This is a genomic window from Luteimonas sp. gir, from assembly GCF_037198055.1.
Lineage (GTDB): Bacteria > Pseudomonadota > Gammaproteobacteria > Xanthomonadales > Xanthomonadaceae > Luteimonas > Luteimonas citri_A.
On record NZ_JBBAXQ010000001.1, the window covers coordinates 309,022 to 331,836 of the forward strand.

The window sequence follows — 22,815 nt, forward strand, 5'->3', positions numbered from 1 at the left end:
CGAGGATTAGGTTGTATGCCCAGATCATCAGTGACAGTTAGAGCAATCTCGGATGCAGAGGCGGCTGTTGTCGAGCGTGCACTCGCGGTTGCAGCCACGGACGCGTCTGCTGAAGGCCTGGTCGAGCAGGTTCGTGCGCTCCAAGTGATTGGTCACTGCGATTGTGGTTGTGCATCGGTGGACTTCTGCAGGCTCGCTCCTGGGCAGATGCCTCGGATCGTTGCCGATGCGGTGGCCGAATCTCCAGATGGTGAGGGCGTCGGTTTGATTGTTTGGGCGCTGGATAATCAACTATCGGGATTGGAGGTCTATAGCTATTCCGACCGCCCGGCGCCTCTTCCAGTAGTGGGATCCATATCGTGTTGCAAGCCGGACAGCGACACGAGGGGCGGTTAACAACCTATCTAAGCCAACGCCGCTTCGGAATCCTTAATGCTAATGTCACGCCGTACATTAAGACCACTGATATCGGACGAATCCAAGATATCTGCCGGCGTTCGGCCTAAAGAAGCCTCACCGCTTCGGGTCGGCGCAAGCAGGCCGTCAGTCGTTGTTGACCGCACCGATCCTCAGTTCAAACTGGGTTTTAGATGATCCACTTCATCACCTCCCGGCAATCCTATGAGCGACTGGTCGCATCATCAGCATGGCCACCCGGGGCACTGTGGCTTACGGTCGACGTGCTTGATTCGTTCGAGCTCGCGGCCCTGCGCAGGCACGGGTTGACGGTTACGGACTTTACTAGTCGCTTCGACGTGAGCAACGCCGTTGCGATGGCAGATGCGCTTGATACCATTCGTGAGCATCACCCGGGTCATACCCTGTATATGGACGGTTCGGCTGTCACCTGACACATGTTCAAGCGTTGTCGTTTGCGACGCGTCCAGATCAAACCACAGCTGCGCATGGAGAGTGCCGTCATGTCCTGGAAACACCTCGCTTTTGTTGCTGCGGTTTGTCTGCCGATCGCATTGTCGACAACGGGCTGTAGCCCCGCCACGCCCGAGGCGCAGACTGCGATCCCAACGTCCGGGGGCGATCCCGCGGCGGCCCTTGTTGAGCGCTTCAAGATGGGGACGGGCCTTGAAAGCCTGGCCAACCAGGCAGCGGGCGCGACAACGACGTTTGCAACACTGGCGCAGCAGCATGGTGCTGCGGAGGCCAAGCACTTGGTGGCCGGCGAGATTGCGAGGCTGGTGCCTGCCTACCAGGCACGGTGGGATCGGAATCTGGCGACGATCTATGCGAAGCACTTCACGCCAGACGAGCTTCGTTCTCTTGCGACACAAGGGACGGGTTCGCCCGACGCCGCCAAGTTTCGCTCGACACAGGCAACCGTCGCGGCCGACATGCAGGCGGTTTCAAGCCCACTTCTGCAGCAGCTGGTGACGGAAGCATTACACAATGCGCTTCAGCGATAGGCGTTGCGTGCCCGTCTGTTCGTTCAACTCATTCCGATAAAGGTCAGAGTGCAGTGTCCCGCGTTGCGCTCTGCGGTGCGGTCCGCGCGGGAGGCGCGCGCGGTCGGGCTGCACGCCGCACTGATTCGATGACTCGACCTTGCCTGGTGCCCGACCGGCGCCGCCGCGGTGCGTCTCATCGTGTTGGCACGATGAGCGTATTGGCCGAGATGTAGGGGCCGCCGCATCGCTCGGCGTGCGCGCGGTCTTCGATGTTGTCGCCGATTGCGTCGACGCCCCCACCGCCGAGACGGATGCGATCCCCGGCGCGTGCCGAGGTCCCCGTAAGGCCATCGACAACGCCGGGCGTCCCGTTGTGATCGACACCTCGGAAGTGGCTGTGCCAGATGATCGTCCGGGGCGGTTGGCCGTGGACCTTGAGCTTGAAGCATTGGTCTTCGTAGACCAGTCTGCCTTCCGCAGCGGCGGTGAGGTAGACGACCTCTGCATCATCGGCAGGCGGCATGAATCGCAGCAGGTGTGGCATGCCCGCTTGGGGGTCGCGCTGATGGGCGCAACTCGCCAGCATGATCGATGCCAACGCAAGTATCGATCGCACCGAGGTGGGCGGCGGACGACGATGCATGGCGCTCCTCTTCTAGCCCTGGCGTGTTGAAGGAGATGGTGGGCGTACGCACCGCCATCGTGCTGTCTGAGCGAGTGTGCGCTCGGCGAGCGTTTTAGCATGCCCGCCTCTCTGCCAGCAGACGGCTGCATTCTGCGAGCACATCACCGGTGACATCGCCCATGCGCAAGCGCAAGAGTGAAGTGGTCTGTCGCGATTGAATCGCCTGCTTCAATGCGCGGGATTGGCCTCGCTATGGACAGTTCGTCCATGACGATGCCCGGCATGGCTATCGGTCGCTCGGCTCGGATGGGGATCGCGCGATGCTCGAGGCCGAATCACGCGCAGATCCCGGACCTGCACGTGGGAATCGGGGCCAGAGCGCAATTTCGTGTACCGCGTCGTCAGGCGCGTGTGTGGTCATCCAATGTCGTGTCCGAACGTGGCGAGCGCTGACTCCATTCGACGCCCATGCTCCGCGCTCCTTCGAGACAGTGGAGTTTCGTATGCAACGCTTATACGGCAAGGTCGCGCTGATCACCGGCGCCAGTTCCGGCATCGGCCAGGCCGCGGCGCACTTGTTCGCACGCGAAGGTGCCTGCGTGGTGCTGGCGGCACGTCGCGACGCACGGTTGCGGGCCATCGCGACGCAGATCATCGACGCCGGCGGTCAGGCTGCATGGCTGGCCGGCGACGTGCGTGAAGAAGCCTATGCCCAGGCGCTAGTCGCGCTGGCGACCTCGCGCTTCGGCGGTCTGGACATCGCATTCAACAACGCCGGTACGCTGGGGGCGCTGGTCCCGACCCCACAGCTTGAGGCGCGGGCTTGGCACGAGGCCCTCGACATCAATCTCAGTGGCGCCTTCTTCGGTGCCAAGCACCAGATTCCGGCCATGTTGGCGCGCGGGGGCGGGTCGCTGATCTTCACCTCGACATTTGTCGGTCACACCGTCGGCTTCCCCGGTACCGCCGCGTATGCCGCCAGCAAGGCCGGCCTGATCGGTCTGACCCAGGCGCTGGCCGCCGAGTTCGGTCCCCAGGCGATCCGGGTCAACGCGTTGCTGCCCGGTGGTACGCACACGCCGATGGCGGAGGAGATGAACGGCACACCGGAGGCATTGGCGCAGGTCGCGCAACTGCATGCGCTCAAACGGTTGGCGGAGCCGGAGGAGCTTGCGCGCGCCGCGCTGTTTCTGGCTTCCGACGACGCCGCGTTCATGACAGGCAGCGCGATGCTGGTCGATGGCGGCGTGTCGATCAATCGCAGTTGAGCCGAGGACATGGACACACATCGGCCACGGCAATGCCAATGCGTTTCCGAGGCCGAGCTCGACATCGTGCTGTGTCGCGAGTGCGCGCCCAGAGGTCATTGAACCAGGCGCTCTTGATCAGGCCCAAGATGGGCGCAGCGGTCTGCACATCGAAAGTGACACCGCGCATGCGCACGCTCGAGAGCGAAGCGATCCACCGCGATTCCATCGCCTGCCTCGATGCGCGGGATTGGGCTCGCCTTGGCAAGTTTGTCCATGCCGATGTCCGTTACAACGGCAGGCCGCTCGGGCTGGAAGGCTATCGCGCGATGCTCGAAAACGATCATGCGCAGATCCCGGATCTGCACTTCGAGATCAAGAAGCTGATCGCCGATCCGCAGCAGGTGGCATGCAGGCATCGCTTCGATGTCACCCCGCGTGGCGAGCTCCTGGGCCTGCCGGTGAATGGGCGCCGTGTCACGTTCTGCGAACACGCCCTGTATGCATTTCGGGACCAGAAGATCCACGAGGTCTGGTCGATCATCGACAAGGCCGCGATCGAGGCCCAGCTCTAAACCGGGGCCAGCGTGCAATTGTCGGCGGCGCCCGCGTTCGTGCGCGCGGGCGACCACCTCAATCCGTCGTGGCGGGGTGTCCCGCCTGGGCCACACGCACGACCGTGTCGCGTAACCAGGTATGCGCGGGATCGCGCTCCCGGCGTTGATGCCAGATCAGGTCGAAGTCGAACGGGGCGATCGCCAGCGGTGGCGCGAAGATGCGCAGGCGCGGGTCGGTGGCGATCGAATCGAGATTGCGGCGAGCGACGGTCAGGATCAGATCGGTGCCGGCGATCAGGTCGTTGGCCACGCCCCAGTGCGGCAGGGTCATCGCGACTCGCCTGCGCAGGCCGTCGCGTGCGAGGGCACGGTCGATCTCGTTGTCGCTCTCCGCGCGCAGGGCGACCAGCACATGCGGCCGCGCCAGCCAGGCCTCGCGATCGAGCGTGCCGCTTGCCTGTAATGTCGATGCGTCGGCCAGGCAGGCGAAGTCCTCGACGAAAAGCGTGTGCGCGCGCACCGCGTCCGGGTGACGACCGGGAAACACCCCCAGTGCCATCTCGATCTCGCCGTCGATGACGTCCGCCAACATCGATTCGCGGCTGGCCTGGTTGACGACAAGGTCGATCCCCGGTGCCTGGCTGCGCAGCGTGCGCGCCAGCCCCGGTAGCAGCACGCGCGCGCCGTAGTCCGACATCGCGAGCCGGAAGGTCCGCTGCGCGGAGGCCGGGTCGAACGTCGGCGGGTCGAGCAGCGCGCCCAGTTGCTCGAGTGCCTCGGTCAGCGGCTGCATCAGAGCACTCGCCCGCGCGGTCAGTTCGAGCTTGCCGGCGCGCCGGACCAGTAGCGGGTCGTCGAACAGCCGGCGCAGGTGCGCCAAGGCGTGGCTCACCGCCGGCTGGCTTCTGTGCAGGCGCAACGCCGCGCGGGAGATGTGCCGCTCCGACAGCAGCGCATGCAGGGTGACCAGCAGGTTGAGATCCATCCGTCTCAAGTTATTCATGACGCGAATAATGAGCGGTCGAAGTTCGAATTTCCATTCGTGATTCTGATTCGTAGAGTGGCTAGCACCCTCACGACGTGGAGCGAACACATGTCTTCTCCGATTTCCTACGCCGGCGCTGGCCTGGCGCTGGCTGCCGTGGTCGCCGGGGCGCTGGTGCCGTTCCAGGCCGGCAGCAATGCGGCGCTGGGGCGCGCGCTCGGCCATCCGCTATGGGCGACCGTGGCCTCGCTGCTGGTCAGCCTGCTGGTCGTGCTGCCGGTCATCGTGGCCATGCGGGCGCCGTCGCCATCGCTCGGCCAAGCGGGCGCCCTGCCGATTTGGGCCTGGTTTGGCGGTGTCGCCGGCGTGATCTACATCACCTCGGCGCTGATGCTGACCCCGCGCCTGGGGGCGACCAGCTTCATTGTCTGCGTCGTCGCCGGGCAGATGCTCACATCCCTGCTGATCGATCACTTCGGGCTGATGGGCTTGCCGGTGAAAGAAGCGAACCCGGGACGTATCGGCGGCGTGCTGACGATCCTCGCCGGCATGGTGATGGTGCAGTGGTCGTCCACGGTGCGTTAGAGCGGCACGCAGGGCGCCCCATCGGATGCCGTCCTGTCCCAACAGCATGCGGAGATGGTCGGCGCCGCTTGCCCGATGCCATCATCGCGGCATGTCGCGTGACCCCGAGCCGCCAGCGTCGGCCTATGCAGAAGTGCCGCCGCCGGCGGACGTGCGCGATCGCGTCAGGCGCGTGTGGCGCTACCAGTCCAACGCCGCGCCGGCCGCACCGCTGATCCTGCCGGATGGGTGTGTCGACCTGATCTGGGATGGCGCACGGCTGTTCATCGCCGGTCCCGACCAGCAGGCCACGCCTGCCCAACTCGCGCCGGGCGCCACGCTCACCGGCCTGCGCCTGGCGCCAGGCGTGGCGCACCGCTTGCTCGGCACGCCGATGCACGCGCTTGCCGACCAGCGCATCGCCGCCGACGCCGTGATCGGCCCGCGCGCAGGCGCGCTGGAACGTCGCCTGCTCGACGGCGCCGATCCGGCCCGGGCCTTGCTCGCGGCGGTGGCTGAGCGCGGGGTGCAGCCTGATCCGCGCATGGCCTGGCTGTTCGCGCAACTGAGCGGGCCGGATGCGCCGCGTCTCCCCGAGCTGGCACGGCAACTGGGCCTCAGCGAGCGGAGCCTGCACCGCCACTGCCTGCAGGGTTTCGGCTATGGCCCCAAGGTACTGGACCGCGTGTTGCGCCTGCAGCGGTGGCTGCGTCTGGCATCAGGTACGAACACGTTGACGTGGGCGGCGTTCGATGCCGGCTACGCCGATGCCAGTCATCTGTCGCACGACGTGCGGCGCCTGACCGGGCTGACGCCGACGGCCTTGCTGCGCGATCAGGGCCATTGAGTCTGCGCGGCCGCCGCGCGGCCGGCTGTCCGATTCTTGCAAGCCGTTCGGGCCGCAGCGCTCGACAATGTTCGCTTCCCGACTGCCAGGATTCGTCATGACCCGCTCCGACGCGCATCACCGCATCGACTATCTCGAATACGCCGTGGCCTCCATTGAGGCGTCGCGGCGCTTCTACGGCGAGGCCTTCGGCTGGACGTTCCAGGACTATGGCCCGGACTACTGCGAGTTCCGCGATGGCCGCCTGACCGGTGGCTTCTTCCACGGCACCCCGACGCCCGGCGGCGCGCTCGTGGTGCTGGGGTCCGATGACCTCGTTGCCAGCGAGGCCGCGGTGCTGCGGGCGGGTGGGCGAATTGTCCGGGCGGCCTTCGATTTTCCGGGCGGCCGGCGCTTCCATTTCGCCGATCCCGACGGCTACGAGCTCGCGGTCTGGTCGCAGGCGTGAAGCTGCCGCCACGTCGTTGCAACGACGCGGCGGGGGGCATCCACCGCGCGTGCTGACGCACGCGCCGATCGGGCCGATACCTCTCGGTGGCCTGCGCGGCCTGCCGATAGCTGGTCGCGCGTACCGGCGACTGCGCGACGGGCTGCTCAGAGAAACGCGAGGATCATGTGGCCGGCCAGGAACGCCAGGAAGCCGATGAGCACGTAGGCAGCCATGAACGAGAAGATCCAGTCCTGACGCAGCTGCAGGCGCAGTGTTTCGTCCGGCGGCAGCGTGCCCGCCTCCAGGCGCTTGTGATCGCCGCGCAGTAACAGCATCGCCAGCACTAGGCTGACCGCCATCGGCACGTACACCACCACCAGCGCGGCGAGGCTGGAGAACGAACTGCGCCCGGCGCTGAAGCGGACGAGGAACGCGTTCAGGGCTTCGTGATGTCCCAAGGGTGCATAGGCAGCGAGCAACGAGGCGATGCCGACCGCGTAGAGCGCGCTATACCCCGCACGCTGCCGACCGGTCGTGCGGACGCGTGGCACGGGCGGGCTCGCGACGCCGATCACCGGCACTGGCGCACCGGGTTGCAGCTCGCCCGCTGCGGTCTTGCGGCTGACGGCCCAGAACCGCCGGTACAGCGCGCGGTGCACGATCGGCAGCCCGACAACACTCAGCAGGCCGGTCAACATCAGGTTGAGCATGGCGTCGGCCGAGACCTTGACGGTGGTGTAGACGTTGACGGCGTAGACCAGGCCGATCCATGCCAGTAGCAGCGCGGCCACCAGCGCGCCGCACAAGAGGTAGATGCCGAGCTGACGTGCGAGCTTCATGGGCGAGGTCTGGCAATGGCGAAGGTGCCCCGGTGGGCATCGGATCGTAACGGGCGACGGGGGCACCAGGCACCGGCGGAGCACGCGACGGGCGGCAGATCACCATGGCCGTGCCGTGTGCAGCGATGTGGCGCACAATGCCGTTCTCGACCTGTCGGGCGATGTCTCATGGCGCTGCCGTCCCTGTCTTCCTCGACCCTGCGCAACGTCGGCGATGTTCCATCCGCCGGCGCGACCGCCCTGCGGTGGAATGGCCACGACCCCGCGCGCGCGTCCGACCGCTGCATGCGCGCATCCGGCCACAACGCCACCGGCTGCTGTGCGGGGCTGCGGCCATGACCGGCCTGCCTGGCGGCAAGCGCACGGTCGTGGGCACCTGCCACTGCAAGGCCGTGGCGTTCGAAGTCGATCTGATCGACGGCTTCGAGAACATCCGCCGCTGCAACTGCTCCTTGTGTAGCCGCAAGGGCGCGATCATGGCCGGTGCGACGCTGGACCGCCTTCGCGTGATCCGCGGCGCCGATGTGCTGACGCTGTACCAGTGGAACACGAAGATCGCCAAGCATTGGTTCTGCAGTGTGTGCGGCATCTATACCCATCACCAGCGCCGCAGCGTGCCGACCGAGTACGGCTTCAACCTCGCATGCATCGAGGGGATCGATCTCGACGCGATCGGCGAGATCGGCCGCAGCAACGGCGCGGCGCAGAGCCTCGTGGGTGACACCGCATGATTCGGTCTCTCGGGCTCGCGGTCCTGCTCGCGGCGTGCGCGACCGCCGGCGCGGTCGTCGTGCGCGACGATGTCGACGATGGCCAGTACCGGGTGCCGGACTCCGAGCTCCCCGCGCTGGTCGACATGCCGGGCGAAGGGCATGGCGTGCTGATCGCGCCGAGCTGGGTCGTGACCGCCGCACATACGCTGCCCATGCGGGGCAGGCTCGAGTCGGTCGTGCTGGGCGGGCGATCGCGCGAGGTCGCCGATGTCGTGGTCCATCCCGGCTACAGGACGCTGCCGCAATCGTTGATCGATCAGGCGATGGCCAGTGGCGAGGCGATGCTGATCTTGGTGGCCCTGGCCGGCTCGGACGACATCGCGCTGATCCGGTTGAAGCAGCCGGTCGAGGACATCGTGCCCGTCGGGCTCTATCACGGCGATGACGAGGCCGGGCACGTGGTCAAGCTGCTGGGCAAAGGCGCGACCGGGACCGGGGCGACGGGGCACGACCCGGGCGGCCCGAACCGCACCGCACTTCGTCGCGCGTTCAACCGGGTCACCAGCGCGCACGAGCGTTGGCTGTGTTACGTCTTCGATGCACCGCCGGCGGCGATCCCACTGGAAGGGGCGCTCGGCAATGGCGACAGCGGCGGTCCCTTGCTCATCGAGACCGATGGGCAGTGGCGGCTGGCCGGCCTGGGGGCCTGGAAGGTCGTGGCAGGCGACGTGAGAACAGCGCGGCCCGGGCGCTACGGCCAGACGACCTGCAACGTGCGCCTGAGTCACTATGCTGATTGGGTCGAGGACGTGATGTCCGGGCAGGCGTCGGTCCCCTGATCGACCGCGACGCTATGGCGTGCGGCTGCAGCCCTCAGCGCGTTGGCGCGGGCTCCAGATGCGCCCGGATCCACAGATAGTCGCGGCGCACGGGTGCGGCCAGGACCGATGGATCGCCGTCGTAGAGGTAATTGCCGACTGTGGCGCCAGTGTCGTCGGTGGCCTGCGGGTCGGCGCCGGCTTCCATGAAACGCTTCACCGACGGGATATCGTTGACCAACGCGGCCTGATGCAGCGGGGTGAGGCCCGCGCGGTCGCGGACATCGAGCCTGGCGCCGGCGGCGAGCAAGCGCTCGATGTTGTCGGGCTCCCGGGCGCGCAGCGCCTCGAACAATGCCGTCTGGCCGTTGCGCGGATTGGGGACATCCACGGCGACGCCATGTTCGAGCAGCAGGCCGATCCAGTCGTCGTCCTTGGACAGCGCGGCTTCGTGCAATGCGGTGCGGCCCTTGGCATCGCCCCGGGTGGGGTCGGCGCCGAGCGTGAGCAGCAAGCGCACGGCCTCACGGTCGCCCTGGCGGATCAGCCAGTTGAGCGCGGGCGTGCCGTCCTCGTCGGTGGCGTTGGGGTTGGCGCCTGCCGTGAGCAGTTGCCGTGCGAGCACAGCGTCGCCGCTGCGAACGGCGGCGATGAACTGGGCCTGGTCGGGATTGGCGAACGTGGGCGCGTCCGGGGTCATCGGCGAGTGTCCTTGGGTGCAACCGGAGGTCGCCAGCAGCAGCGCGGCGAACAGCAGGTGCGGAAGCGGGCGACGGTTCATGGTGCGCAGCATGCCGCAAGAGGCGTCAAGCCGCGTGTGATCTTCCCCCACAGACCGCGCAGCGCAGCGCTGTGCGCAGGGCGCGCACGCACCGCGTCGCGGCTCACTTGAACGGATTGAGGAAGTCGACCACCTTGCCGGCGCCTTCGGTCACGCCGCGACCGAAGTCGCGCGCGCCGTCGGCGACGGTCTGCGCCACATCGCCGGCGGTGTCGCTGACGGTCTGGCTCAGGTCGCCAGCGTAGTCCGCCAATGCTTCGAAGCCGTCGCCCAGCTGATCGGTGGCCGTGTCGATGGCCTCGCCTACGCCGTCGGCGGCATTGCTGATCGTGCTGCCGGCGCTCTCGACGAAGCCGGCCACGGTATCGGCCGGCGTCTCCAGCCCGGTGATGCGACCCAGATCGCGGACGAAGCCGCCAGCTGCCTGGGTGGTGTTCTGGGCGGAATCGCCGACCAGGCGGACGGCGCCATCGAGCACATCGCCGGCGGTATCGACGCTGGCGTCGGCCAGGTCGCCGAGCAATCCGCCAGTCGCGGCCACGCCCCGGCCCTGGGCGAAGTCGGTGACGAAGTCGCCGACGCCGGTCCTCAGTGCGGACGCCGTGCCAGCCAGGTCGCCGCCGAGGTCGACGACCTCGCGGATGCCGGAGGCGAGATTATTGAACTGCAGGTCGCCGACCGCCTCGACACCGGCCACGAGGGTATCGGTACCGAAGGCGGTGGCCGCGCCGGCCACATCGCCCAGGGCATCGCTGCCGGGCCCGAGCACGGCGCCTGCGCCGTTGAGCAGACTGCCCACGATCCAGCTCTCCGGGGTCGCGCCGGGGCCGTTGCGCAGCACCTCGCCGACCGTGCCCAGGCCGGTCGCGAGACCGGCGCCGAGTGCGTCGATACCGGCATCGACCCGCCCGCCGAGGGTATCGCCGGTGCTGGGACCGAGCGCGGGATCGGTGGGCGTGCCGTGTTCGAACGCCTCGACATAGACCGCGTTCGGACCGCCGCCGCCATGCAGGTCGCCAAAGCCCGTGCCAGGTGGCGGGTCGATGCGCAGCGCATGGCCCACCGCCTCGGGCGGCGAGCCGACCACTGGCAGTGCCGGGAGATCCTCCTGCGCGGCCGTCAGCTGGTCGCCGTTGACGGCGTAGCGGCGGACCTGGCCGGTCTCGGCAACGCTGTCGCGGATGGCATTGGGGTTGAAGCCCAGGCTTTCGAGGGTCTCGTTGCTGAGGCCCGAACTATTGAAAGTGACCGCCGATGCGCCGGTGGCGAGCGACGCGGCCGAGGCCAGGCCGCCGCCGAGCGAATGCCCGGTCAGCGCGACGTTGCCGTCGCCGAAGACGCGCTCGGCATGCTTGGCCAGTTCGATCGCGCTGCTGTACTGGGACGACGCCATGCCCAGGCCCTGCTGGCCGTTGTTCACCCAGTCCATGTACTCGCTCGGCTTGCCGCCGAGCTCCGAGCCGCGATAGGCGACGACGTAGCCGCCGTCTTCGTGTTGGTAGATCTCGGCGTGGAAGCCGGTGCGATCGTCGTTGAGCAAGGTCGGATCGAGCGGGATGCGGTTGCCATGCGCGTCGATCATGCTCATGCCGTCGGCGCTGGGCTGCAGCGGGGTCCAGCCGGCCTCGGCGAGGGCGTCGGCGTACTCGGGGCTCTCGGGCGCGTAGGCGCCATTGGCCATCATCGCGAACAACGGGTCGCGGGCGTCCGGTGCGGTGCCCTGGATGCTGTCGCTCAGGCGGTGATCGCCGGCCCGGATGTTGTCGGCGACCGGTGCGCGTGGCGGCGGGGGGGCCTGTTGCGGCAGCGCGTGGATCCGACCGGAATCAGCAAGAGCGATGGCGGGGGCCATGGGACATCCATCCGCAGGGTTGATGGCATGACAGTAGTCGCCGCGCAGGCGGCGGACCACTCGGGCAGACCCTAGTGGAACGGCCGGGGCGGAACTTACCCCGATGCCTGGGGCGCGGACCGCACACGCCGTCCGCGACCAGGCATGACGCGCTCCGGCGCTACAACAACGTGCCGCCGAGGATCGCGGCGGCGATGCTGAAATAGATCACCAGGCCGCTGACGTCGACCAGCGTGGCGACGAACGGCGCCGAGGCGCTGGCCGGGTCGAAGCCCAGGCGCTGCAGAATGAAGGGCAGCATCGCGCCGGCCAGCGAGCCGAAGGTGACGATGCCCAGCAATGCGGCGCCGATGGTCAACGCGATCAGCATCCAGTGCGGGCCGTAGTCGTAGAAGCCGGCCAACTGCCAGATCGTGATGCGCGCGATGCCGAGCAGGCCGAGGATCGCGCCGAGGGTCATGCCGGTGGGTAGCTCGCGCAGCGCGACGCGCCACCAGTCGCGCAGACGGATCTCCTGCAGGGCGAGGCTGCGGATCAACAGCGACGTGGCCTGGCCGCCGGAGTTGCCGCCCGAACTCATGATCAACGGGATGAACAGCGTCAGCACCAGCGCCTTCGACAGCGCGTCTTCGTAGTGCTGCATCGCGCTGGCGGTGAGCATCTCGCCGAGGAACAGCACGCTCAGCCAGCCGGCGCGCTTGCGGATCATCGCGGGCAGGCCGATCTGCATGTACGGCCGGTCCAGCGCCTCGACGCCGCCGAAGCGATGCACGTCCTCGTTGGATTCGGCGATCAGCGCATCAAGTACGTCGTCGACGGTGACGATGCCCACGAGCTGCCGCTGTGGGTCGAGGACCGGGATTGCGAGCAGGTCATGGCGGCGGATCAGCCGGGCGACTTCCTCCTGGTCGGTGGTGGGCGTCACGAACACCGGCGGGTTGGTCTGCGCGGCGTCGAGGATCGGTGCGTCGGGATCGGCGGTGATCAGCCGGCGCAGCGTCACCACCTGCTGCAGCGCGCGGGTCTGCGGGTCGAGCACGTAGATCGCGTAGATCGTTTCGCGCTCGCGTTCCACCTCGCGGACATGCTGCAGCACGTCGCCGACGCGCTGGTCGGTGGTGACGCTGACGAACTCGGTCGTCATCAGGCTGCCGGCGCTGCCGGGCAGGTAGTGCATGAGGTCTCGCAGCGCCTGCTGGGTGGCCGGTGGCAGCGCGGCGATGAGGCGTTCGCGGTCGTTTGCGTCCAACGCCAGCAGCAGGTCGGCGGCGCGGTCGTCGGCCATGGCGTCGAGCAAGGTGCTGGCCTGTGCAGGCGGCAGCCGTTGCAGGATCTGCGCGGCGTGGGCCAGCTCGGGCTGTTCGAGCAGGCGCACGCCGCGTGCGGGGGGCGCTTGCGCGACCAGGCGCGCGGCCCCGACGACGTCCAGTTGGTTGAGATGCTCGACGGCATCGGCGGTGTTGAACGCCGCCAGCGGACCGGTGGCGGTGGGGTGTTGCTTGAACATGGGCTGCCTCGCAGTGCCGCAACAGCGGCGCGGGCAGCCGGTCCTTGCGGACGTCAGGCCGTCGTTGCCGTGGGCGGCGTCAAAGATCGACTGGGACTGTCGCTGGACATCGGCGTGTTTTCGCGCATGGGCGACGCGGTTGCGTCGCGGTGCGCGCAGTCTGGTGGCGCGCTGCGCGGGGGTCAACACATCCAGGCCCGCGGGTCGGACGCGGTTGTGGATGTCGCTGGCGGTACGCAGCGGCGCGCAGGGTATGCTCGGCCGCAGCCACCTTCCGGACGCCACGATGCCCTCCGCCGAGCCGCCGTCTTCCGGCCCCGCGCGTCGCCGCGCGCTGCGGGCGTATGCCGCCATCACCGCGATCGTCGGCGCCCTGTTGCTGCTGTTCGCATGGACCGCCGGTTGGTTGAGTCCCGGACGGCTGACGCCCGCGCGCATGACCGATGCGATCGAGGCGACCTCGACCACACCGTTCCCCGGTTTCCGACGCGCGCATGCGAAGGGCGTGTGCGTGGCCGGCCACTTCGAGGGCCTTCCGGCAGGGGCGGCGTTGAGCCGGGCCGCCATGTTCGCCAGCCCGCGTACGCCGGTGCTCGGCCGGCTGTCGATCGGCGGCGGCTCGCCCTACGGGCTGGACGCGCAGGCGCGTGTGCGCAGCATGGCGCTGGTGCTCGCCAGCCCGGACGGCAGCCAGTGGCGCATGGCGATGAACAGTTTTCCGTTCTTCGGTGCGGCGTCGATCGAGACCTTCTTCGAGCAGACCCGCGCGTCCGCGCCGGATCCGGCCACCGGCAAGCCCGATCCTGCGCGCATGGCGGCGTTCGCCGCGCGCCATCCCGAGGCGCAACGCTTCGCCGCCTGGGCCAAGGCGGCGCCGTGGTCGGACAGCTTCGCCAACACGCAGTACAACGGTATCCATGCCTACCATTTCGTCGACGCCGCAGGCATGTCGCGGCTGGTGCGCTGGTCGATGCGACCGCAGGCGCCGTTTGTGGAGATGGATGCGGCGCAGCGCGAGGCTGCCGAGCGCGATTATCTGCAGGACGAACTGCGCGCGCGGCTGGCGCGCGGTCCGCTGCGTTGGGACATGGTCGTCACCCTCGCCGGTCCCGACGACGATGCCCGCGACCCGAGTACGCCGTGGCCCGAGGCGCGCGAGCAGGTGGTGGTCGGCACGCTGGTGCTGACCCAGGCGCAGGACCAGGCGACCGGTCCGTGCCGCGATCTCAACTTCGATCCAACCCTCGTACCGTCCGGCGTGGCGTTATCCGACGACCCGATCCTGGCCGCGCGTGCATCGGTGTACGCGCAGTCCTTCGATCGCCGCGAGCGCGAGATCGCGCACGGTGACGATGTCGATGGCGTGCCGCCGCAGGAGACCGCGCGATGAGCGCCCGGCCCGCTCAGCATGATGCGTTCGCCCGCCTGCTGCACTGGAGCATGGCGGTGCTGATCCTGGCGATGCTGTTCATTGGTGTGACGATGGTCGCCTCGATGACCCTGCGCCCGTCGCTGCTCGCGCTGCACCGGCCGATCGGTGCGTCGCTGCTGGTACTTGCGGTCGTGCGCCTGGCGCATCGCCTGATGCGCCGCACGCCGGCCCTGCCGTCGGACCTGCCACGTTGGCAGCGTGCCGCCGCGCACGCCTCTCATGTCGCCCTGTACGCGCTGATGTTGGCGATGCCGCTGATCGGCTGGGCGATGGTGTCGGCCGCCGGCAATCCGGTGGTGTTGTGGGGCGATGTGCGATTGCCGGCGATCGCGCCGCACGACCCCGCGCTCTACAGCGTGTTGCGCGCCGCACATGCCTGGCTCGCCCGCGCGCTGCTGGCGGTGATCGCGTTGCATCTGGCCGCCGCGCTCCGGCATGCGTGGGTGCGCCGGGACGGGGTGTTCCGGTCGATGGCGCCGTGGCCGCTTGAGCGCCGCGTGCGGCCTCGGTGAACGCGCCGGTCATCGCGGTACATCTGGCCTCGCTTCATCGACAATACGCGGATCGACCTCACGGAGCCTGGGCATGTTCGGACGTTTCAAGCGCAAGCCGCAGCCGGCGATGGTCACGGTCAGCCTCAATGCGCGGCTGGCGCCGGCCGATCGCGCGGCGCTCGAGGATGCGTTCGGGGATCTGTGCCGGCATCGTGAGATCGACGCCGAAGTCGTGGGCGGCGGCACGCTGCTGGCCGAGAGCGGAGAGGTCAAGGCCTGCGACATCGAGATCCAGCTGTCCGATGCCTCGCCGGCCCAGATCGAGTTCGTCCGCGAGGCCTTCACCGCGATGCTCGCACCGGTCGGCTCGCGCCTGCATGTGCCCGATCGTGACACGCCGATCGTGTTTGGTGCCCATCAAGGCCTGGCGCTCTACCTCAATGGCACCGATCTGCCGCAAACGGTGTACGACACCTGCGACATCCACCACGTCGTCGAGGAATGCGAGCGCCTGCTGGGCGAGCGCGGCATGGTCAACAGCCATTGGCAGGGGCCGAGCGAGACGGCGTTGTACATGTACGGCGCCGACTTCGAGCAGATGCATGCGGCGATTCGCCCGTTCCTCGACGCCTATCCGCTGTGCCGCGAATGCCGGGTGGAACGGATCGCCTGATCGGCGCTGTCGAGCGCCGACCGGCCTGCTAGCATCGCCCGGCCGTCGCCATCGGGGCGACGCACGACACGAGGGGATCGCGATGCGCAATGGGGGAATCGGCGCTGCACTGGCGCTGGGGATGATGGCGGCTTCGGCAACGGCGGGTGCCAATGAGGGGCAACGGCGTGAGGTGCCCTCGCAGGATGGCGCCTTCACCGGCGAGATCGTCGGCACGCCGGCCGAAGGCAGCAAGTTCGCACAGCTGCAGATCGGCATGAGCATGCAGGATGTCCAGGAGCTCATGGACCGCGCGCCGGACCGGTTCCATACCTACGAATCGGGCAAGCGCTGGATTCCGTTCTACTTCGGCAACGACGCGACGCGCCTGCAGGCATTGTTCCGCGGCGAGGGCTGCCTGATCTTCACCGGCGGCAATGTCTGGGGTGGCGGCGGCAGCGAGCTGATCGAGATCGAGGTCGATCCCTCGGGCGATTGCTACCAGCCCTGAGTGCGACAACGCCTCGGGCGGCTCGGTGTCCTTGCCTTGCAGGCAGACGCCGGGCCGTCCGGCGGACCGGGTCAGGCGGCGTGGCGGAAGTCGGGATAGACCGGTTCGGCCGGTGCAGGTGTGGGCGTATCGGCGGCGGGCGGCGGCACGGCCAGGGCCGGCGGCGGCACATGCGTGCCCTCCATGACCATGGCCAGCACCTCGAACGCGGAATAGGGCAGGACGTTCATAACGGCTCCAGGTGACGGCGACTGGCGGTGCGTCGCCGGTGGGTGTGGTGCCAAGTTAGAGCCCCCCGGGACGCCCGGCATTGATGCAGATCAACCGTAGGCCGCGCCGAGATCGTCCGCCCGGCAGCACGTTGTTGCGTAATGCGCCACATGCTGCGCTGGCGGCATGATCAAGTCATTCCGGCACAAGGAATTCCGCCGGTTCTACGAGACAGGCAGCACGGCCGGGATCCAGGCCGGACACGCGAAGCGGCTGTAGATGCAGCTCGCTGCGCTGGACACGGCCTCGATCGTGGAGGACATGGAGATTCCTGACTTTCGCCTCCATTCGCTCAAAGGTCGGATGCAGGGGCGCTGGGCGATTTCCGTCAACGGCAACTGGCGGCTGACATTCGAGTTCCGGGACGGTAATGCATACGTGCTGGACTACGAGGATTATCACTGATGGCCATGTACAACCCGCCGCATCCCGGCGCATTCATCGTCGCGGTCTACCTGGAGCCCAACGGCATCAGTGGGCGGATGTTGGCTGAAAAGCTGGATGTGTCCGCCTCCACGCTGAGCAGAATCCTCAACGGCACGAGTCGTGTCACGCCGGAAATGGCGCTGCGGCTCGCCAAGGCGATCGGGAGAACACCCGAGAGTTGGCTCGCGATGCAGGATGCCTTCGATCTGTGGGTGGCGCGTCGCGAAGTCGACCTGCGGCGCGTCGGCAAACTCGAGCTCGAAGCCGCCTGACCCGGGGGACTGCTCGTTGCGACGCGCAGACGCACGTCTTCGATTGGTGATTGCAGACATGCGGACGCCCCGACAGGCGGGGCGTCCGGGTCCTACCGATTGCGGGAAGGTCAGTTGAACTTGAACTTCGCGCCGACCGTGAAGTAGCGGCCGATCGCGCCGCTGAAGTCCATCGGGTTGTAGTTGATGGCGCCGTAGGTCAGCGGGTCGAGCGGTGCGACGCGGTCGGTCAGGTTGGCGACCGAGCCGAACACTTCCCAGTGCTCGGTCGGCATCCAGCGCGCCGACAGGTCGATCGTGTAGAACGAGGCGAGCTTGCAGCCGCCGGGGGCATCGTCGCCGTTCGCAAAAGTATTCGCGCAACCACTGTCTTCGTACGCGAAGTTGCTGATGCTGTCGCGCCAGTTGACGACGCTGCTGATCGCGAACTGGTCCATCTCCCAGGTGGCGCCGAAGTTGGCCTTGTTCTTCGGGGTGCCGATGCAGTTGGTCACATCGCAGTTGCCGTGGGTGCCGGCAAACTCGTACACCGAGCCATCGACGTCGACGCGTTCGAACTTGCTGATGTGGGTGAGCTGCAGGTCCAGACGCAGGCGGCCCGCATCGCCGAGCTCGATCCGCTGCTCGAGATCGACGTCGAAGCCTTCGACGGTCGTCGACGAGGCGTTCTCGTAGCCCACCAGCACTGCGAGGATCGAGCCGCTGCCCGGGGTGCCCGGGATCACGTTGGTGCCGCGGATCACATTGGCACCGCCGGCGGCGATCGCCGCGTCGGCACTGCCGCCGAAGATCTCGTCGGTGCGCTTGATGCGGAAGGCGTCGAGTGCGAGCGAGCCGCCGGTCCAGGGCGAGAGCACAAGGCCGAGCGTCGTGCTCTTGGATTCCTCGGGCCGCAGGTCCGGGTTGGGCGAGGTGATCAGCGCGATCGACTGGGATTGGCAGTCCTGTTCCTCGTGGCCCGGTGCGGCGCAGCGCACCGGGTCGACCGCAGTACTGAAGGCCGCCAGGCCGCCGGTGCCGGCCTCGGCCGGGTTCGGGGCGCGGAAGCCCTCGGCATAGGTGCCGCGCAGCGCGATCCAGTCGGCGGGCGACCACTTCACGCCGACCTTGGGCGTGGTCGAGGTCTCGCCGCCGTCGTACTTGTCCACGCGCAGCGCACCGGTCAGTTCCAGGGTCTCGTGCACCGGCGCCTGCAACTCGACATAGGCGCTGGAGACCTTTTCCACGCCGCCATAGGCCGAGTAACCCAGGCCGATGATGTCGCCGATGTCGGTGTAGGTCTGCGGGGTGAGCAGCACTGATTGGCGGCGGTACTCGGCGCCGACTGCCAGGCCCAGCGGGCCACCGGCCAGATCGGCCAGCGAACGCGTGGCCTTGGCATCGATGATGTCCAGGCGGGTGCGGCCGGTGGCGCGGATGCGTGGCGAGATGTAGTCGTACAGCGCCTTGGTGTTGCGGCCGGCATCGTCGCCGATGCGCCACCAGCCGACCGGGCTATTGGGGTCCTCGAGCACGGTCTTGACGTGGCTGTAACGCAGGAAGCCGGTGCGCTCGTTGGTCAGGTCGGTGCCCGAGTGAAGGTAACCGACGTCGTAGTCCCAGGCCCCGGCGGTGCCCTTGAAGCCGAGCAGCAGGCGCATGAAGCGGCTATCGTTGTAGGTCGTGCGCGGGCCGACGTCGAACGCGGCGTAGCGCAAGCGGTTTGCGGTGCCGGGGTACGGGTTGTCCGGATGGTCCGGGCCGAGCACGACCGCACCGGGGCCCGGGTCGGTTGCATTGACCGGGCCGCCCGGATAGCCCCAGGCGCCAGACGCGCTCGACGGCGTGTTCTGGAACACCGTCTGCTTGTTGGCGATGCCCAGTTCCATGTACAGCTCGCTGCTGTCGCCGACTGCGAAGGCGGCGCGCGAGAAGAAGTTCACGTACTTCTCCTCGGGCGACAGGTCGCGGAAGCGGGCGACGTCCCACAGGCAGCCGCCCGCCGGATCCTGCGGGGTCACGTCCGACAGGCCGGCGCAGCCGGGCAGCGACTCGAAGCGGCCGGTGATCGGGTTCTGGATCGCGCCGCTCGGGCTGGCGCCGGCGTTGCTGCCGCCCCCCGTAATGCGGCCAGGCAGATTGCCACCGATACCGTAGCCCCAACGGCGTATGTCGCCGGTCCCGATCCAGTCGCGGTCGCGGCGGTCGTAGAGCCGGATGGCATCGGTCTTGGCGGCCTCGATGCTGAAGAAGGCGTTGTAGCCGTCCTCGGTCAGGCTGCCGGTGCCCGCGGTCAGCGAGGCCTTGGGCTGGTCGCCGCCGCCATCGCCCGACCAGCCGTAGGACACGGTCGCCACCGCGCCGGTGAAATCGGTGCGCAGGATCACGTTGACGACGCCGGCGATCGCATCCGAGCCGTAGACCGACGACGCACCGTCCTTGAGCACTTCGATGCGCTCGACCGCGTCGAGCGGGATCGTGCTCAGGTCGGTGAACACCTTCTGGCCGTCGTCGGCCAAGCCGAACGGCGCCATGCGACGGCCGTTGAGCAGCACCAGCGTCGAGCCGGCACCCAGACCGCGCAGCGAGATCGCCGCGCCGCCACCGGCAAAGCCGTTGCCGAAGCTCTTGGGCACCGAGCCCGCGCCATCGATCGCCAGGCTTTGCAGGTACTCACCGACCGTGGTCTTGCCGGTGCGATCGATCTGCTCGCGCGAGATCACCTGCACCGGCGAGGCGGTCTCGGTATCGGTGCGCGGGATGTTGGAGCCGGTCACAGTGATGCGGTCGAGCGTGGTGGTGCTCTGCTGGGCAGCGGCCTGCAGCGGCAGCGCGATGGCCGCCAGCGCGAGAGGAATCGAGATGGCGAGCGCATGGCGGCGTGGCGCGCGGCGAGTGAACGGAGTCATGGCAACGGGCGTCCTGTATGCAAAGGGGCAAAAAAGGGGGAATGCGCCGACCCGCAGCGCTGCCGGGGACGGTTGGCGCAGTTAAGATCTCGTTAATGTGAAGAATTCGTGAGGATGACGAATTCAGGTTCTGACCGTTCTGGGTCGTTCAACGTCGGTTTAGCGAGTCGACACAGCCGACTGGGCGCAAGTGCGGTCCAGCGAGGGCGCGCGCGATGCCCGGGCGGCTTGATTCCGCCGCGAGCAGACCAATATCGGCGCTCTCGCAACACGCCACACGGACTGTCATGACCGCCACCACCGAGACCCGCAAGTTCGAAGCCGAAGTCGCCCAGGTGCTGCACCTGGTGACGCACTCGCTGTACTCGCACAAGGAGATTTTCCTGCGCGAGCTGATCTCCAATGCCTCCGACGCCTGCGACAAGCTGCGCTTCGAGTCGATCGCCAAGCCCGAGCTGCTGGCCGGGACCGGCGAACTGCATATCGATGTGAGCTGGGACAAGGCCGCGCGCACGGTGACCATCCGCGACAACGGCATCGGCATGACCCGCGACGACGTGGTCGCCAATATCGGCACCATCGCCAGCTCCGGTACGCGCCGGTTCCTGGAAGCGATGAGCGGCGAGCAGAAGGCCGATGCCCGGTTGATCGGTCAGTTCGGCGTGGGCTTCTACTCGGCCTTCGTCGTCGCCGATCGGGTGACCGTGCTCACCCGCCATGCCGGCGTCGCGCCCGAGGCCGGCGTGAAGTGGGAGAGCGACGGCCGCGGCGAGTACGCGCTCGAAGACGTCACGCTGCCCGAGCGCGGCACCACCGTGATCCTGCACCTGAAGGCGGACGAGGACGAGTTCCTTGACGGCTGGAAGCTGCGCTCGCTGGTGCGCAAGTACTCCGATCACGTTGCGTTCCCGATCCGCATGCCCAAGGACGCGCCGACCCCTGCCAACGACACATCGGACGAGGACGCGGCCAAGGCCGACGCTGCGCCGGAATGGGAAACCGCCAACGACGCCTCGGCGTTGTGGACCAAGCCCAAGTCCGAGATCTCCGACGCCGACTACCAGAACTTCTACAAGGCGCTCGGTCACGACTTCAACGACGCGGCCGCGTGGACCCACAACCGCGTCGAGGGCAGCCAGAGCTTCACGACGCTGCTGTACCTGCCGTCGCAGCCGCCGTTCGACCTGATGATGGGCGGCCGCGACGAGCGCAAGGGCCTGAAGCTCTACATCAAGCGCGTGTTCGTCATGGACGCGGCCGAGGAGCTGCTGCCGAACTATCTGCGCTTCGTGCGCGGCGTCGTCGACGCCGACGATCTGCCGCTCAACGTCAGCCGCGAGCTGCTGCAGCACAACCGTCAGCTCGAACGCATCAAGGGCGCGTGCGTGAAGCGCGTGCTCGACCTGATCGAGAAGCTCGCACGCGACGATGCCGACAAGTTCGCCGCGTTCTACAAGGCTTTTGGCAATACGCTCAAGGAAGGCATCGTCGAGGACCCCGCCAACCGCGAACGCATCGCCAAGCTCCTGCGCTTCGCCTCGACCAAGGGCGAGGGCGCTTCGCAGACCGTGTCGCTGGACGACTATGTCGGCCGCATGGCCGTGGGCCAGGACACGATCTGGTACATCACCGCCGACGGCTACGCCGCCGCGGCCGGCAGCCCGCAACTCGAGGCCTTCCGCGCGAAGGACATCGAGGTGCTGCTGATGTTCGACCGCATTGACGAGTGGATGCTCGGCCACCTGCACGAGTACGCCGGCAAGTCGCTGAAGAACGTCGCCAAGGGCGAACTGCCGCTCGACGCTGCCGACAAGGCCAAGCAGGAGGAAGCGGCGAAGGCGGCGGCGCCCTTGATCGAGCGGCTTAAGGGCCTGCTCGGCGAGCGCGTGGGCGACGTGCGGGTCTCTGCGCGCCTGACCGATTCGCCCTCGTGCCTGGCGCTGGCCGACTACGAGATGGCGCCGCACCTGGCGCGTCTGTTGCGTGAAGCCGGCCAGGCGATCCCCGACAGCAAGCCGACGCTGGAGATCAATCCGCAGCACGCCCTGCTGCAGCGGATCGAAGCCGAAGCCGACGAGGCGAAGGCCACCGACCTGGCCACGCTGCTCCTCGAACAGGCCGAGATCGCCGCCGGCGCGCCGCTGCCCGACCCGGCTGCCTTCGTGCAGCGCCTCAACCGCGTCCTGCTGGGCTGAGTGCCGTGTGCCTCCCCCGCGTCACCGGGGAGGTGCCCTTTGCTCGAGCGTGTCTTACACGGTTACGCCCGTGCTGCCGACTTCATGTCACCGGCGCGGCGACCCTAAGCCCTCCCCGCATGCGGGGAGGGTTGGGTGGGGCGGGAGCAGGTCGAGGTGTGCATGCGGAAAGCGCCTGCGCAAAAGCCCGTGCCCCCACCCGGCGCCGGTGGCGCCGACCTCCCCCGCGGGCGGGGGAGGTGTGCCGCGCTCAAGCGGGTCGTCCACGGCTATGCACGCGTGCGGTGCTGACTTCATGTCGCTGGCGCGGCGACCCTAAGCCCCTCCCCCGCATTGCGGGGGAGGGTTGGGTGGGGGCCGAGCAGATCGCGGTGTGCATGCAGAGCGCGACTGCGTGAAATCCCGTGTCCCCACCCGGCGCCCATGGCGCCGACCTCCCCCGCGAGCGGGGGAGGTGTGCCGCGCTCAAGCGGGTCGTCCACGGCTATGCACGCGTGCGCTGCTGAC

General features: G+C 68.0%; 24 protein-coding genes. 16 read left to right on the forward strand and 8 right to left on the reverse strand.

The window, feature by feature from the left end; all coding sequences use genetic code 11:
- Positions 1 to 590 precede the first annotated feature (590 nt).
- Positions 591 to 851 (forward strand): hypothetical protein, encoded by a 261-nt coding sequence (locus tag WAF18_RS01420; protein ID WP_337243526.1) that lies wholly within the window; start codon positions 591 to 593, stop codon positions 849 to 851.
- Positions 852 to 920: 69 nt separating this feature from the next.
- The gene (locus WAF18_RS01425; protein ID WP_337243527.1) at positions 921 to 1,421 is read left to right on the forward strand and encodes a hypothetical protein; all 501 of its coding nucleotides are present in this window, start codon (positions 921 to 923) and stop codon (positions 1,419 to 1,421) included.
- Between the two features lie 175 nt (positions 1,422 to 1,596).
- On the opposite strand, the gene WAF18_RS01430 is transcribed toward WAF18_RS01425, so the two are convergent.
- Positions 1,597 to 2,046 carry a hypothetical protein gene (locus WAF18_RS01430; protein ID WP_337243528.1) on the reverse strand — a complete coding sequence of 150 codons (450 nt, stop codon included), beginning with the start codon at positions 2,044 to 2,046 and terminating at the stop codon, positions 1,597 to 1,599.
- A gap of 485 nt (positions 2,047 to 2,531) precedes the next feature.
- Between WAF18_RS01430 and WAF18_RS01435 the strand changes: the two genes are divergently transcribed.
- Together WAF18_RS01435 and WAF18_RS01440 are read left to right on the forward strand one after the other, a co-directional pair.
- The gene (locus tag WAF18_RS01435; RefSeq protein WP_337243529.1) at positions 2,532 to 3,296 is read left to right on the forward strand and encodes an SDR family oxidoreductase; all 765 of its coding nucleotides are present in this window, start codon (positions 2,532 to 2,534) and stop codon (positions 3,294 to 3,296) included.
- A 167-nt stretch (positions 3,297 to 3,463) separates the two neighbouring features.
- A complete protein-coding gene (locus tag WAF18_RS01440) occupies positions 3,464 to 3,850 on the forward strand; it encodes an ester cyclase (RefSeq protein WP_337243530.1) in 387 nt (128 codons plus the stop codon).
- A 58-nt stretch (positions 3,851 to 3,908) separates the two neighbouring features.
- Here WAF18_RS01440 and WAF18_RS01445 read toward each other — a convergent pair whose 3' ends face one another.
- Complete coding sequence (locus tag WAF18_RS01445; protein WP_337243531.1) at positions 3,909 to 4,835, reverse strand: LysR family transcriptional regulator; 927 nt, start codon at positions 4,833 to 4,835, stop codon at positions 3,909 to 3,911.
- A gap of 90 nt (positions 4,836 to 4,925) precedes the next feature.
- On the opposite strand from WAF18_RS01445, the gene WAF18_RS01450 reads away from it, so the two are divergent.
- From WAF18_RS01450 to WAF18_RS01460, 3 genes are all read left to right on the forward strand, one after another.
- A complete protein-coding gene (locus tag WAF18_RS01450) occupies positions 4,926 to 5,402 on the forward strand; it encodes a DMT family transporter (RefSeq protein ID WP_337243532.1) in 477 nt (158 codons plus the stop codon).
- Positions 5,403 to 5,493: 91 nt separating this feature from the next.
- Positions 5,494 to 6,228, forward strand: coding sequence for an AraC family transcriptional regulator (locus WAF18_RS01455; protein WP_337243533.1), 735 nt, complete (start codon positions 5,494 to 5,496; stop codon positions 6,226 to 6,228).
- A gap of 97 nt (positions 6,229 to 6,325) precedes the next feature.
- Positions 6,326 to 6,676 (forward strand): VOC family protein, encoded by a 351-nt coding sequence (locus tag WAF18_RS01460; protein WP_337243534.1) that lies wholly within the window; start codon positions 6,326 to 6,328, stop codon positions 6,674 to 6,676.
- A 146-nt stretch (positions 6,677 to 6,822) separates the two neighbouring features.
- Here WAF18_RS01460 and WAF18_RS01465 read toward each other — a convergent pair whose 3' ends face one another.
- On the reverse strand, positions 6,823 to 7,497 hold the full coding sequence (locus WAF18_RS01465; protein ID WP_337243535.1) for a hypothetical protein: 675 nt from the start codon (positions 7,495 to 7,497) through the stop codon (positions 6,823 to 6,825).
- 335 nt (positions 7,498 to 7,832) lie between these two features.
- Between WAF18_RS01465 and WAF18_RS01470 the strand changes: the two genes are divergently transcribed.
- Together WAF18_RS01470 and WAF18_RS01475 are read left to right on the forward strand one after the other, a co-directional pair.
- Positions 7,833 to 8,228, forward strand: coding sequence for a GFA family protein (locus WAF18_RS01470; protein WP_337243536.1), 396 nt, complete (start codon positions 7,833 to 7,835; stop codon positions 8,226 to 8,228).
- The gene (locus WAF18_RS01475; RefSeq protein WP_337243537.1) at positions 8,225 to 9,049 is read left to right on the forward strand and encodes a trypsin-like serine protease; all 825 of its coding nucleotides are present in this window, start codon (positions 8,225 to 8,227) and stop codon (positions 9,047 to 9,049) included. The genes WAF18_RS01470 and WAF18_RS01475 overlap by 4 nt, the downstream gene beginning before the upstream one ends.
- A gap of 34 nt (positions 9,050 to 9,083) precedes the next feature.
- Here WAF18_RS01475 and WAF18_RS01480 read toward each other — a convergent pair whose 3' ends face one another.
- The 3 genes from WAF18_RS01480 to mgtE form a co-directional block, all read right to left on the reverse strand.
- Complete coding sequence (locus tag WAF18_RS01480) at positions 9,084 to 9,809, reverse strand: ankyrin repeat domain-containing protein (protein WP_337243538.1); 726 nt, start codon at positions 9,807 to 9,809, stop codon at positions 9,084 to 9,086.
- 103 nt (positions 9,810 to 9,912) lie between these two features.
- Positions 9,913 to 11,661: a hypothetical protein gene (locus WAF18_RS01485; RefSeq protein ID WP_337243539.1), complete on the reverse strand. Its 1,749-nt coding sequence runs from the start codon at positions 11,659 to 11,661 to the stop codon at positions 9,913 to 9,915.
- 160 nt (positions 11,662 to 11,821) lie between these two features.
- Entirely contained in the window at positions 11,822 to 13,168 is a 1,347-nt protein-coding gene (mgtE, locus tag WAF18_RS01490) for a magnesium transporter (RefSeq protein ID WP_337243540.1), read from the reverse strand.
- A 286-nt stretch (positions 13,169 to 13,454) separates the two neighbouring features.
- On the opposite strand from mgtE, the gene WAF18_RS01495 reads away from it, so the two are divergent.
- From WAF18_RS01495 to WAF18_RS01510, 4 genes are all read left to right on the forward strand, one after another.
- Positions 13,455 to 14,558, forward strand: a complete 1,104-nt coding sequence (locus WAF18_RS01495; RefSeq protein WP_337243541.1) for a catalase family peroxidase — start codon at positions 13,455 to 13,457, stop codon at positions 14,556 to 14,558.
- Positions 14,555 to 15,112, forward strand: coding sequence for a cytochrome b (locus WAF18_RS01500; protein WP_337243542.1), 558 nt, complete (start codon positions 14,555 to 14,557; stop codon positions 15,110 to 15,112). The genes WAF18_RS01495 and WAF18_RS01500 overlap by 4 nt, the downstream gene beginning before the upstream one ends.
- A gap of 73 nt (positions 15,113 to 15,185) precedes the next feature.
- Positions 15,186 to 15,767 carry a hypothetical protein gene (locus tag WAF18_RS01505; RefSeq protein WP_337243543.1) on the forward strand — a complete coding sequence of 194 codons (582 nt, stop codon included), beginning with the start codon at positions 15,186 to 15,188 and terminating at the stop codon, positions 15,765 to 15,767.
- 82 nt (positions 15,768 to 15,849) lie between these two features.
- Positions 15,850 to 16,257 carry a hypothetical protein gene (locus WAF18_RS01510; protein ID WP_337243544.1) on the forward strand — a complete coding sequence of 136 codons (408 nt, stop codon included), beginning with the start codon at positions 15,850 to 15,852 and terminating at the stop codon, positions 16,255 to 16,257.
- 71 nt (positions 16,258 to 16,328) lie between these two features.
- On the opposite strand, the gene WAF18_RS01515 is transcribed toward WAF18_RS01510, so the two are convergent.
- Complete coding sequence (locus WAF18_RS01515; protein WP_337243545.1) at positions 16,329 to 16,487, reverse strand: hypothetical protein; 159 nt, start codon at positions 16,485 to 16,487, stop codon at positions 16,329 to 16,331.
- A gap of 259 nt (positions 16,488 to 16,746) precedes the next feature.
- Here WAF18_RS01515 and WAF18_RS01520 point away from each other — a divergent pair, with 259 nt between their 5' ends.
- Positions 16,747 to 16,932, forward strand: a complete 186-nt coding sequence (locus WAF18_RS01520; protein ID WP_337243546.1) for a type II toxin-antitoxin system RelE/ParE family toxin — start codon at positions 16,747 to 16,749, stop codon at positions 16,930 to 16,932.
- Positions 16,933 to 16,937: 5 nt separating this feature from the next.
- Positions 16,938 to 17,225: a HigA family addiction module antitoxin gene (locus tag WAF18_RS01525; protein ID WP_337243547.1), complete on the forward strand. Its 288-nt coding sequence runs from the start codon at positions 16,938 to 16,940 to the stop codon at positions 17,223 to 17,225.
- 110 nt (positions 17,226 to 17,335) lie between these two features.
- On the opposite strand, the gene WAF18_RS01530 is transcribed toward WAF18_RS01525, so the two are convergent.
- A complete protein-coding gene (locus WAF18_RS01530) occupies positions 17,336 to 20,113 on the reverse strand; it encodes a TonB-dependent receptor (RefSeq protein ID WP_337243548.1) in 2,778 nt (925 codons plus the stop codon).
- 287 nt (positions 20,114 to 20,400) lie between these two features.
- Here WAF18_RS01530 and htpG point away from each other — a divergent pair, with 287 nt between their 5' ends.
- The gene (gene htpG / locus WAF18_RS01535) at positions 20,401 to 22,308 is read left to right on the forward strand and encodes a molecular chaperone HtpG (RefSeq protein WP_337243549.1); all 1,908 of its coding nucleotides are present in this window, start codon (positions 20,401 to 20,403) and stop codon (positions 22,306 to 22,308) included.
- Positions 22,309 to 22,815: the final 507 nt, after the last annotated feature.